The 12,781-nt window shown below is 42.8% G+C and carries 7 protein-coding genes; 4 read left to right on the top strand and 3 right to left on the bottom strand.

Annotated elements, in window-relative coordinates; translation table 11 throughout:
* Positions 1 to 107: 107 nt before the first annotated feature.
* Complete coding sequence (locus AC0L6H_RS11730; protein ID WP_473389147.1) at positions 108 to 1,403, bottom strand: GntP family permease; 1,296 nt, start codon at positions 1,401 to 1,403, stop codon at positions 108 to 110.
* 299 nt (positions 1,404 to 1,702) lie between these two features.
* Between AC0L6H_RS11730 and AC0L6H_RS11735 the strand changes: the two genes are divergently transcribed.
* Positions 1,703 to 3,976 (top strand): TonB-dependent receptor, encoded by a 2,274-nt coding sequence (locus AC0L6H_RS11735; protein WP_473394523.1) that lies wholly within the window; start codon positions 1,703 to 1,705, stop codon positions 3,974 to 3,976.
* Positions 3,977 to 4,152: 176 nt separating this feature from the next.
* Positions 4,153 to 4,785: a response regulator gene (locus AC0L6H_RS11740; protein WP_473389148.1), complete on the top strand. Its 633-nt coding sequence runs from the start codon at positions 4,153 to 4,155 to the stop codon at positions 4,783 to 4,785.
* 70 nt (positions 4,786 to 4,855) lie between these two features.
* On the opposite strand, the gene AC0L6H_RS11745 is transcribed toward AC0L6H_RS11740, so the two are convergent.
* Positions 4,856 to 8,353: a PAS domain-containing hybrid sensor histidine kinase/response regulator gene (locus AC0L6H_RS11745; protein WP_473389149.1), complete on the bottom strand. Its 3,498-nt coding sequence runs from the start codon at positions 8,351 to 8,353 to the stop codon at positions 4,856 to 4,858.
* A gap of 41 nt (positions 8,354 to 8,394) precedes the next feature.
* Positions 8,395 to 10,059 carry an energy-dependent translational throttle protein EttA gene (ettA, locus tag AC0L6H_RS11750; protein ID WP_473389150.1) on the bottom strand — a complete coding sequence of 555 codons (1,665 nt, stop codon included), beginning with the start codon at positions 10,057 to 10,059 and terminating at the stop codon, positions 8,395 to 8,397.
* A gap of 179 nt (positions 10,060 to 10,238) precedes the next feature.
* Here ettA and lpxD point away from each other — a divergent pair, with 179 nt between their 5' ends.
* Together lpxD and glyA are read left to right on the top strand one after the other, a co-directional pair.
* Entirely contained in the window at positions 10,239 to 11,264 is a 1,026-nt protein-coding gene (lpxD, locus tag AC0L6H_RS11755) for a UDP-3-O-(3-hydroxymyristoyl)glucosamine N-acyltransferase (protein ID WP_473389151.1), read from the top strand.
* A 168-nt stretch (positions 11,265 to 11,432) separates the two neighbouring features.
* Positions 11,433 to 12,689 carry a serine hydroxymethyltransferase gene (gene glyA, locus AC0L6H_RS11760; protein ID WP_473389153.1) on the top strand — a complete coding sequence of 419 codons (1,257 nt, stop codon included), beginning with the start codon at positions 11,433 to 11,435 and terminating at the stop codon, positions 12,687 to 12,689.
* The last annotated feature ends 92 nt before the right edge of the window (positions 12,690 to 12,781 follow it).

Below are 12,781 nucleotides of genomic sequence, written 5' to 3' on the forward strand. Positions count from 1 at the left end.
TACTTGAAAGTACAAACACCACCAATATTAGTAGTGCTATGCGCACAGACTTTAATGAATAAGAAGATTTACCATATATAGTAGCAAACATTTTTGTACTCTTTAGATTAAAACAGGATGAAAAGCGCAATGGCTAAGCTTAAGCCTATTAACGGTACGACAACCGTTAATGCAGCCATAGGACCATAAGCCGCTTGATGAGTTTCATTACATATGGCGCGAATTGTGGTCACTACGTAGCCATTGTGTGGCAATGAATCTAGCGCACCAGAGGAAATTGATACAATACGATGTAACTCATTAGGATCAACACCTTGCTCTAAGTAATAGGGGCCCACCTCGGGTAAGGCTATCGCTTGTCCGCCAGAAGCGCTGCCGGTTAAGCCCGCGATTACACTAACCGCTATTGCCGCGCCAACCAGTTCGTTTCCAGGAATTTGCGTCATCAATTCTACCGTTTCTTGAAAGGCTGTGGTAGTTTTTGCCACAGCTCCAAAGCCAACAACAGCCGCGGTGTTCCCAATTGCGACTAAGGCGCCGGTGGTGCCGAGGTTGATTGCTTCGCCAATATTTTGAAAATACTTATAATTGACGATCATTAAGGCAATAACTCCGCCTCCTAAAGCGGCAATAAGCGCATATTGAGCGTAGGCTTCGTGCAGAAAGAACGATATCAGCAACACTACTAGCAAAGGAACAAAGCCTGTTGCAGGGTGAGGTAGAGCGCGTTCTTTCACATCTGGGTCTTGGGCTTTACTTAAAAAGGTTTCACCGTTACTAACCGCTTTGTTAACCATTTTCTTTAACCACCAATAGCCAAATATAGCCATAAATATCGCGACGAACAAGCTCACTTCCCACGCCGCAAAAGGGGACGTGCCTAAAAATTTTATAGGGATCCAATTTTGAATTTCAGGTGAACCTGCAGACGTCATGGTAAAGGTAACTGAACCAAAGGCCATCGTCGCAGGAATGAAGCGTCGGGGTAAATTGGCGTCTTTAAACAAGCTCAATGCCATGGGATAGACAGAGAAAGCAACGACAAAAACCGAGACACCGCCATATGTTAATATTGCACAGGCAGCAACGACTGCAACAATCGCGTGTTTGTAGCCTAATTTAGCAATGATGGCCCGCGCGAGTGCATCAGCTGCGCCGGTGTCTTCCATAAATTTGCCAAAAATAGCACCTAGCAAAAACATAAAAAACCAAGAGGCTACAAAACCAGAAAAGCCGTTCATGTAGGTAACGACAAAGTTTGCCTCGCCAGTGAATACCAACATTTGGTTGCTTAATGCAACAATGAGGGCGCAAAGTGGGGCCGCGATAAACAAGTTAACGCCCCGTATGGTCAGGAATATTAGCAAGCCTAAGCCACCAACTAATCCAATTAAACTCAGCATAAATTCTATCCTAAACATTGATACGCACGACATTGTGCGAAACGTAATCTGTGACCGCAGACCGCCAGGATGGGACTAGTGTGAGCTAGTTAGCAACAAATTCCCATAGTACGATGGTACTAGTTATTTTACCTTGGGTTTACATTATATTTACATCCGACCGCACAGCCAGTTATTTAATGATTACTGTATTCACAATAGGAAATAACATGACAACTTACACACATTCAACAGCAAGCAGCCGTAAGGGCCAAACATCTTGCACGGTAGTGAAAAACTCAGGTTTTAAGTCTGGATTAATGAAAAGCATTCTAGCAAGCGCTGTGGCGCTAGCCTGCGGTGCAGGTACTTTACCTGCCTTCGCACAAGATGATAGCGATAATGAGAAAAAGGCGGGCTCTTTGGAAGTTATTAATGTTACCGCACGGCGTACTGTTGAGTCTTTACAAACAGTGCCCGTAGCACTTACCTCTATTGGCGAAGATGAATTACTTAGCAATGGTATTTCTGTGCTTACAGAATTACAGCAGTTTTCACCCAATACGACTCTACAAACAAGTAGAGGAACGAACAATACCTTAACCGCATTTATTCGAGGTATTGGTCAACAAGATCCATTATGGGGTTATGAGCCGGGTGTCGGTATCTATATTGATGATGTTTACATCGCTCGTCCTCAGGGCGCGGTATTAGATATCTTAGATGTAGAGAGAGTCGAGGTTTTACGTGGTCCACAAGGGACTTTGTATGGCAAAAACACAATTGGTGGCGCAGTAAAATACGTAACTAAAGAAATGTCAGGCGATACCACCTTCACTGCTAATGCGACCGTAGGTAGCTACGCGCAAAAAGACGTAAAAGTGACCGGGCAAATGCCGATCATTGAAGATAAATTATATGTGGGTGTGGGCTTTGCTAACTTAACCCGTGATGGTTTTGGTACTTATCTGCAATCTGCTATCCCTAATCAAGATTTAGAGAACTACAACAAAGACTTATGGTCTGCACGCATTAACCTTGAATACAGACCAAGTGAAGACTTGTTCATCAAGTTAGGTTGGGATAAAACCCAAGATGACTCTAACGCTAAAGGCGGTTATAGACTTCTACCTTCTTTACTGACCAATGCGCCAGTACCAGCTAATCGTTATGATTCTTATACTAGTCTTCCTACTACTAATGAAGTGCAGCTAGAAGGCTATAACTTAACGGTCCGCTATAATGTGTCTGAGGACCTTGAACTTAAATATGTAGCCTCTGATAGAGAAAGCTATTCTCCAACCAATATTGATTTTGACAATACTGCGCTCGATATCTTTGACGTACCTGCTGAATATCGCGATGAAAACCAAACTCATGAGATACAAGCGACTTATATTCAAGACAGCTATTCTGTCGTGGGTGGATTATATTATTATGACGGCGAGTCTTGCGGTAATTTCAACGCTATTTTAGGTGTGCTAGGTAGAGTCCTAGGAGCGAGTGGGTTAACGCGTGAAGTGGCTGGTTGCAACAACTCTAAGAGTTACGCTTTATACACACAAGGGTCTGTTGATTTAAGCGATAAGCTCTCTTTAACTTTGGGCGCACGCTATACTAATGAAGAAAAAACAGCGATTGTAAACAATGGTTTGATATTCGCAAATATCTATCCTAGTACTGGTTGGGTGCCAGGATTTACTCGACCAGAAGGTCAATTAGTACCTACCGTCCTTGGCACAGATAGTAATGGCGATGCGGTATTAGATGCACCTAAGTCTCAAAGCTGGAACCGTTTTACTCCTAGAGTAGGTATTGAGTATCAAATGGACACAGACACAATGTTTTATGCGTCTTACGGACAAGGCTTTAAGTCAGGTACATTTAACCCTCGTGCAGAAGGTAACGAAGCGGGTGTTGATCCAGAAGTGGTTGATTCGTTTGAAGTGGGCATGAAAAAAGATTGGTCAGAACAGCTTAGAACTAACGTGACTTACTTTACTTATGATCACAAAGATCGCCAATATATAGCAGTGGGTGATGCTGGTGATGGCACAACACTTAATCAAACGCTTCAAAATGCAGCAGAAACCGCGGGTGATGGTATAGAAGCAGAAATCACTTACGTAGCCAGTGACAATCTTACTTTCAATGTGGCCTTAGGGTACTTAGACTTTGAAATTAAGCGAAATGACAGTGTTCCGCCTCTGATTGGTTTGTCTAATACGCCAGAGTATACGGCGAACTTTGCGGCTAACTACTTTATGGAAACCGATTTTGGTAACTTCATATTTAATGCAAACTACTACTATCGTGATGACTACCTTTTGTTTGAAACATCTGAGCTATTGGCCCAAGATGGCTACGGCATGGTCAATTTAAGCGTAATGTGGGAAAGCTTAGATGGTGATTGGTATGCTAGCTTAAACGGTAAGAACTTAACTGACGAAGAGTATCTTGTAGGTGGCTATAACTTTGTTGGAGCACCAGATGACAACGGCGATTTAACGGCCGGTCTAGGTGGCGACACAACCTTAATTGGCTACTATGGCGATCCTAGAACGGTTCATCTAACTGTTGGTTATAGGTTCTAAACAAGACCTAAGTCAGTCTACTTGCACATGTGTTGTGTTACAGTAGAAATGATATACTACAGTGTTAAAGGTAAAACGCTAGTTAGCTTAGGTTAGCTAGCGTTTGTTTTTAATTAAGCCCGCAATGGATTTTAAATAAGCCGCTGTTTTTCATGCACGTCTTGTAAGGTATAAAAATGTACAAAGCACTTATTGCCGATGATCACCCCTTGTTTAGAAATGCCTTAAAGCAAGTATTGATTGCCCAGCCCATTCCTATGCAAGTGCAAGAATCACAAGATTTTCAAACGACTATTACCACCTTAAGTGATGATATAGACATAGATTTGCTCTTTTTAGATTTAAACATGCCTGGCAATCAAGGATTAGCCGGCATATCGACAATTAGATCGCAGTTTCCCAATACCCTAATTATCGTCGTATCTGCCGATGAGCAAGAACATACGATCACAAAGTGCGTGAAACTAGGCGCCAGTGCTTATATTCCAAAATCGGTTGATATGTCTGAAATTTCTGAAGCGGTGACCAAGGTACTTGAAGGGGAGCAGTGGCTTCCTAGTGGCTATCAATTAGCCCAACAAGCCCCTGCAGAAAAAGCCTTTTTTCAACAAGTGGAACAGCTTACTCCTCATCAACTCAAAGTCTTAGGATTAATTGCCGATGGCTTGCTCAACAAACAAATTGCCTACGAATTAAATATCTCTGAATCGACCGTAAAACAACATGCCTCTGCGGTATTGAAAAAGCTAGGTGTATACAATCGTACCCAAGCCGGGGTGATGTTTAATCAGAATATGCGTATTGATTAAAGTCACGGGCAACATATAAACATCTACAGCTTTACGCAACAGACTCTCAGTCAATTTTTTATAAGCAAGCCTAAATTAACGTCTTCAAGCGTTTTTGCAATAATCGTTTCAGTGGTGCTTGTTTGATGGGTTTAGGTAAATATTGCATATTGTGTTCATATGCGAGGGCCTGCAGGCTTTCGCCTCTATCGGCACTGCTCAGCACCGTATCAATTTTCTGGCCTAAATGTTGTTGAATGCTAAGGGCTGCGTCAATGCCGTTGTCGCCATCATCTAGGTGGTAATCAGCGATGATTAGATGCGGTGTGAAGTGACTATGTTGAACTAAATCTAGTGCGCTACTTTCATTAGTCGCAATTTCTACATTGGCTCCCCAGGTTTTTAGCAATGTGTGGAGTGCTGACGCAACTGAGCTATCGTTTTCTAATACAAGAATATTAACATTGGCCAAAAATAGCATTGCTTCTTCAGGCTTATCTTCTGGTTTTTTAATGACATTATTGACTGGTTTTTCTACGCTGGGTAATAGAATGGTGAAACGCGAGCCTTTTTTGGGAACTGACGCTAAGCTAACTTGGTAACCTAGTAATTGACTTATTTTCTCTACAATCGTTAGCCCTAAACCTAGACCCGTTTGGGTATTACCGGTGTCTACACGCTGAAATTCAGTAAACACATGCTGCTGGTATTCTTGAGCGATACCACTGCCTGTATCGACGACGTTTATTTCACAGAAATTGTCTTTTCTTCTTCTCACGCCAAGTAGTACTTTTCCGTTTGCCGTATATTTTATCGCGTTTGACAATAGGTTTTGAATGACTCGTGACAATAGGCGCCGGTCTGTTTTCACCCATAAGCTGGTTTTAACATAGTGCAATGAGAGGCCTTTATGCTCAGCTAGCAACGTAAAATCAGCAAGCAATGATGAGAAAAATTCATCAAGAGATAGGCTTTGCAGGTTTGGCTTAATCAGGTTGTTTTCAAGCTTGGTGATATCCACTAGCATGGCTAGCAAAGATTCCGCGTTGTCGAGACTATTGACGAGGTTATCTGCTAACTCCGCTTCGTTGCTAAGCACCCATCCTTCTTTTCTGTTTGGGTTGAATTTATCTTTTAGCATTGATGCAAACAAGCTAGCAGCATTCAGCGGTTGCATTAAGTCATGACTTGTCGCAGCCAAAAATTTCGTTTTACCAATATTTGCTTGTTCAGCATCGTTTTTTGCAAGTTGTAATTCGCGTGTGCGTTTTTCGACTCTGTTTTCTAGATGTGCCTTGGCGGCTTCTAACTGGTTTTGAATATGAATATATTCGGTAATATCGCTATAGCAAGTAATATATCCGCCGCCGGGCAGGGCATTGCCGGTAATTTCTGTGACTTTGTTGTGTAGTTGCGGACGCACTGTTTTATATGTTTTTCCTACCAACATGCTTTGCATGCGCTTGTTTATTTCAAGCTGAATATGTTGTTTGTCTTTATTATTGCCAAGCAAACCGCGACTAGCGTTAAATTGCAATACATCGAGTATTGGCTTACCGACTTGCAAATAGGCTTTGGGATAATCAAAGAGTGATTCGTAAATACTATTCCAAGCCACTAATTTCAAATTTGCATCAACCACACTTACGCCCAGGGGCAAATGCGTGATTGATGCTTGTAGAACTTCATAGTTGAATTGAAAATTTTTGCCGGCTTCTTGCACCAGTTCGCTTAATTGTTGTTTTGAGACGGACTCAGAATCTGCAATTGTACTGAGCAAAATACGTGTTGATGCGCTTCCCATGTGTGATGCTAGTAAACTTTCCGCTTTTGCCAAAACATTATAAGGCGCAACGTCGCTGGGATTAATGCCAACAAAAACTACCTGCTGTCGAAAGTCGCGGGCAATCTCGCTGGGCAAAATTTGATCGGTAAGCTTAAGTAACTCACCAAATAAAATCGTGTTTTGAAGTGAGCTTAGTGCCGTTGTTGCATAAGGGTTTTTGACTTTGTCGCCGGTAATCAGCGATACAATGCTTAGGATTAATGTGTTGATTGCAAAGGATATAAACAAAACAAACGCAATTGTTTGGCTGTCAATATCCACTAGTTTTTCTGAAAATGATATTTGTGTTTGCGACGAGATAGCGGGCAGTAACATGCCCACCACTATGGTGACAACACCCGCCATTATGCCAGCAAGTGCACCAAATTTATTCGCTCGGCGCCAATAAATGCCCAACAAAATGGCCGGGAAGGTTTGTGAAAGTAAAGATAGTGCGATAACGCCTGTTTGCACTAATGGCGTTTTTTGACTCACATGAAGATGATAGCCGTAAGCGATGCAAAGCATAATGAGAATGGTAAATTGACGAATTCTTAAGACCTGCTTACTTGACAGCTTTAATTGATTGTTTCGACCCTTGCCCTCCGATTTTTGAGCAAAAGCTCGCTTTAAATTACGCGTATTTACGCTAAGCAATAAAGGGGTGATTAAGCTATTTGCCACCATGTTTCCGAGTGCAAGTGTCGCTACAATGACCATACTACTGGCTGCTGCCAGCCCTCCAATAAAGGCGATTAAGGTGACAGGAATATTTTGTGCAGCAATTGGCATTGCTAGTACATAGCTGTCTGTAGTGACAACAGCATCAACCGTTTGGACTCCTTCAAGCGCGAATTGAGGGCTTTGAGCATCACCAAAAAAGACCATTGAACCAAGTGCAATGGGTAAGATAAAGAGCGACATACCCACTAGGTATAAAGGAAATAACCACCTTGCTTGATGAATTTCATCTTCGTGGCGGTTTTCTACAAAATTAACATGAAATTGTCTAGGTAAACAAAACATTGAGCACACGCCAAGTAATACATGGCTAACATAAACCCACACGGCAAAGGGCTTATTTATAATAGTGAGCGTTGGTTCGTAGGCTAAACTTTTTTGTGCTAAATCCACAAAGCCGTCAAAGACTCCATATACAACAAAGGCTCCAACAGTGAACAAACAAATGAGCTTAACCAAAGACTGTGCGGCAATCGTTAACATTAAACCTGCGTTTCGTTCAGTTAAGCTCATATTCCTGGCGCCAAACCAAATGGCAAATATGGCCATGCCAATAGTCACATATAGACTTATTGAGCTTGAACCATTATCAATACCACTAATCAGGAGGTTTAGCGCTGCGGTAATTGCGTCGAGTTGCAAAGCAATATAAGGAATAACACCAATAAAACATATGCAGGTTACGAGCACGGCAATGCTGTTTGAATGACTATATCGAATACTGATAAATTCAGCGATTGACGAAATATTATATTGCTTACAAATGGTGTTAACTCTAAGCAGAAGTTTATAGCCAAATAACATGACTAAAATAACCCCAAGGTAGGTTGGAATTAAAGGCCAACCAAACTGCACAGCTTGGGTTGTGGTGCCAAAAAATGCCCACGACGTGCAGTGAATACCAAGGGCGAGGGAATACACCGATTTAGGCAGCTTTTTTGCTCTGTTGCCAATGGTTGCAATAGCAAAAAGAAAGAGCATATATGCAATAGCAACACTAACTAATGTCCAGATTGAAAACATAATTGTGGACTCTGCCTATGAAATGTTTTGCTCCGAGGTGTTTAGCCTATTTTTTTGTATTTTAAGCGATGAGGTTCAACCACGTCTTGACCATAGGTTTCTTTTAACCATGCTTCATAGTCGTTGTAATTACCTTCATAGAAGTTAACTTTGCCTTCGTCACGATAATCGAGAATATGCGTTGCAACTCGGTCTAAAAACCAGCGGTCATGCGAAATAACCATAATACAACCTGGGAATTCAAGTATCGCGTTTTCTAGGGCGCGCAAGGTTTCAACATCAAGGTCGTTGGTTGGTTCATCGAGTAGCAGGGTATTGCCGCCCGCTTTTAGCAATTTAGCTAAATGCACACGATTGCGTTCACCACCCGATAAATCCTTAATGAATTTAGATTGATCAGTGCCTTTGAAGTTAAAGCGACTACAGTATGCACGGCTATTTATTTCAAAACGGCCTATACGGATAATATCTTGTCCGTCAGATATCTCCTGATAGACGGTTTTAGATTCGTCCATATGGTCTCTAAACTGATCAACACTGGCAATCTCAACAGTTTCACCTATATCAATGACACCTGAGTCTGGTTCTTCCATTTTGGTGATCATACGAAATAGCGTAGATTTACCCGCGCCATTAGGGCCGATAATGCCAACAATCGCTCCTTTAGGGACGGTAAAAGACATGTCATCGATTAATTGGCGATCGCCATATGCTTTGCTAAGGCCTTTGATTTCAATGACTTTGTCACCTAGTCGCTCGCCTGGTGGAATAAACAGCTCATTGGTTTCGTTGCGTTTTTGATAATCGCCGGTGCTGAGTTCTTCAAACCGAGCCATACGCGCTTTGCTTTTTGCATGGCGCCCTTTTGGATTAGTGCGTACCCATTCCAATTCTTGTTTGATGGACTTTTGGCGTGCATTTTCTGTACGATCTTCTTGTGCTAAGCGTGCTTCTTTTTGTTCTAACCAAGAAGAGTAGTTACCCTCCCATGGAATACCTTCACCACGGTCGAGCTCCAAAATCCATCCCGCCACGTTATCGAGGAAGTATCTATCATGGGTTATTGCAACCACAGTACCTTCGTAGTCGTGTAAGAAGCGCTCTAACCAAGCGACAGATTCTGCATCTAAGTGGTTGGTAGGCTCATCGAGTAGCAACATCTCAGGCTTTTCTAAGAGTAATTTGCACAAGGCTACGCGGCGCTGCTCTCCACCTGAAAGTGTTTTAACATCAGCATCCCATGGCGGCAATCGAAGGGCATTTGCTGCGCGTTCAAGGGCATTTTCGATGTTGTGACCATCTTTTGCTTGAATAATGGCTTCTAATTCACCTTGCTCTTTAGCAAGCGCGTCAAAGTCGGCGTCGGGTTCGGCATAAGCAGCATAGACTTGATCTATTCTCGCTAAGGCGTCCATCACATCGGCTACGGCAAGCTCGATGTTTCCGCGTACGTCTTTTGTTTCATCAAGCTTGGGTTCTTGGGGTAAGTAACCTATTTTTAAACCCGCTTGTGGCCTTGCCTCACCTTCAATATCGGTGTCGACACCAGCCATAATTTTGAGCAATGTTGATTTACCTGCGCCATTTAAGCCTAAAACGCCAATTTTTGCGCCATGGAAAAAGCTTAAGCTGATATTCTTGAGGATATGTCGATTCGGTGGGACGATCTTGCCCACTCTGTGCATACTGTAAACGTATTGAGCCATGTGTATTCGCTTCTCAGATAAATAAAAATAAACGCCAATAGTGTAATCTAGAATGCGTGCTTAAGTAAGGGAAAAAATCTTAAAAACTGTGCTACCCTAATTTTAAAACAACGAACTTTTCTTCGTTACATTCATCAACACTATAATCAGATAAAAATAAAAGATAAGGATACTTAGATATGCCAAGCATGACCCTCTCTCAAATCGCCAGCGCAATTGGTGGCGAAGTTAAAGGCGATGGCGATACCCTTATAACGCAAATGGGCAACCTTACTCACGCGCAAGCGCATCAACTGTCGTTTTTGTCGAACGCCAAGTTTGCTAAAGATCTCGCAAACACAAAGGCCGGTGGCGTTATATTGCGTGCCCAAGACGCAGAAAACTATAACAATAACGCGATTATCATGAACGACCCCTATGTTGGTTTTGCGAAAGCGGCACAATTACTCGACAGCACACCAGTTCAAGATAAAGGTATTGCCCAAAGCGCCGTTGTTCATGCAACAGCGCGCCTTGGCGAAAATGTCAGTATTGGTGAAGGGGCGGTTATTTCAGCCAATGCAATTATTAGTGACAACGCCATTGTCGGCCCAAATTGTTTTGTAGGTGAGCAAGCCGTGCTTGGTGCGGGTGTGAATTTACGCGCGAATGTGACGATTTATCACCGCGTAGAGTTGGCCGAAGATGTCTCTGTGCACAGTGGTACCGTAATTGGTTGCGATGGTTTTGGCTATGCTAATGAAAGAGGGAACTGGGTCAAAATCCCACAAACCGGTACTGTTCTTGTTGGTCAAGGCACAGAAATTGGCGCAAATTGTGCCATCGACCGAGGCGCAATTGGAGATACCAAAATTGGTATTAACTGCATAATAGACAATTTAGTTCATATCGCGCACAACGTTGAGATTGGTGATCATTCTTGTATCTGTGGTGCAACTGGCATCGCCGGAAGTGCAATCTTAGGTAAGTACGTTGTTGTTGCTGGGCAATGTGCAATCAATGGACACCTTACTATCGCCGATAAGGTACAAATAACTGGGCAAAGCATGGTCACAAAGAGTATTCGCGAGGCGGGTGTGTATTCATCGGGCATGCCGGCGGCGCCAAATAAAGACTGGCAACGTAATACAGTACAATTGCGTCAAATAGGGAAGTTGGTTGAACGCGTGAAAGCGCTCGAACAAGCCGCAAAAAATGCAAAGTAGGGGGCTCGCGCCAGGTGCGCCCTATAGACTTTACAAACAAGGTATTAGATATTCGTTTTATACTCTATACAAACGTGCCAAAAACGCTACAATACTTGCGTTTTTTAAAAGCACTTTTTTCCAATCTATATAGACTTTATGCGCCTAAGGGCGAACACAGGAGCCGCTATGCTATCACGCAGTATGAATATCGCCGATTTTGACCCAGAACTTTCAGTCGCAATGGAAGCTGAAAAGCGCCGTCAAGAACATCATATTGAGTTGATTGCTTCTGAAAACTATTGCAGTCCTCGTGTACTCGAAGCACAGGGTTCGCAACTAACCAATAAATACGCAGAAGGCTATCCAGGCAAGCGTTATTATGGTGGTTGTGAATACGTAGACGTTGCCGAGCAGTTAGCAATCGACCGTGCTAAAGAATTATTTGGCGCTGACTATGCAAACGTTCAGCCTCATTCTGGTTCACAGGCGAACACAGCAGTATTTATGGCACTGATTGAGGCAAACGATACCGTACTAGGCATGAGTTTGGCTGATGGTGGGCATTTGACACACGGTTCTCATGTGAATTTTTCGGGTAAAACGTATAACGCGGTTCAATACGGTTTGCACCCTGATACTGGTATAATTGATTACGATAAAGTTGAAGAACTTGCGCTTGAGCATAAGCCTAAGTTAATTATTGGTGGTTTTTCTGCGTACTCTGGTATTGTTGATTGGGCAAGGTTCAGAGAAATTGCTGACAAAGTAGGTGCTTACCTTTTAGTCGATATGGCTCACGTTGCAGGCTTAGTGGCTGCCGGTATTTACCCAAGTCCGATTCCTCACGCACATGTCGTTACTACTACTACGCATAAAACCTTAGCCGGTCCTCGTGGTGGTTTGATTTTATCAGCTTGCGGCGACGAAACGATTTATAAGAAACTAAACAGTTCAGTTTTTCCTGGCAACCAAGGTGGGCCTTTGTGTCACGTTATTGCAGCCAAAGCCGTTGCTTTTAAAGAAGCCCTTGAACCAGAATTTAAAAGCTATCAGCAGCAAGTCCTGAAAAATGCGAAAGCCATGTGTGCTGTTCTGCAGTCACGAGGCTATAAAGTGGTTTCAAATGGTACCGAAAACCACTTGTTCTTGCTTGACCTAATTGATAAAGACATTACTGGTAAAGATGCTGATGCAGCACTTGGCAGCGCCAACATTACCGTAAATAAAAACTCAGTGCCTAACGATCCGCGCTCACCTTTTGTTACCAGTGGTTTACGTATTGGTACGCCAGCTATAACTCGCCGTGGTTTCCAAGAAGCTGAAGCTGAGCAAGTAGCTAATTGGATATGCGACGTACTTGATAATATAGACGATAAAACAGTGATTGACAGAGTGCGCAGCCAAGTTGTCGCACTATGCGAACGTTTTCCAGTTTACGGTTAACAATGCGTTAAGCCTCATGCCACAAACTGTTGTGGCATGATGAATATGTTGTCTTAATTGAGTGAGCTGGAATATTCCGGCTCGTTTCATTT

It is taken from the genome of Glaciecola sp. G7-5 (assembly GCF_055808975.1).

What these genes read in the sequence shown, in the direction of transcription:
- AC0L6H_RS11730 (WP_473389147.1), bottom strand. Translation starts at nt 1,403, where the DNA reads ATGCTGAGTTTAATTGGATTAGTTGGTGGCTTAGGCTTGCTAATATTC.
- AC0L6H_RS11735 (WP_473394523.1), top strand. Translation starts at nt 1,703, where the DNA reads ATGAAAAGCATTCTAGCAAGCGCTGTGGCGCTAGCCTGCGGTGCAGGT.
- AC0L6H_RS11740 (WP_473389148.1), top strand. Translation starts at nt 4,153, where the DNA reads ATGTACAAAGCACTTATTGCCGATGATCACCCCTTGTTTAGAAATGCC.
- AC0L6H_RS11745 (WP_473389149.1), bottom strand. Translation starts at nt 8,353, where the DNA reads ATGTTTTCAATCTGGACATTAGTTAGTGTTGCTATTGCATATATGCTC.
- ettA (WP_473389150.1), bottom strand. Translation starts at nt 10,059, where the DNA reads ATGGCTCAATACGTTTACAGTATGCACAGAGTGGGCAAGATCGTCCCA.
- lpxD (WP_473389151.1), top strand. Translation starts at nt 10,239, where the DNA reads ATGCCAAGCATGACCCTCTCTCAAATCGCCAGCGCAATTGGTGGCGAA.
- glyA (WP_473389153.1), top strand. Translation starts at nt 11,433, where the DNA reads ATGCTATCACGCAGTATGAATATCGCCGATTTTGACCCAGAACTTTCA.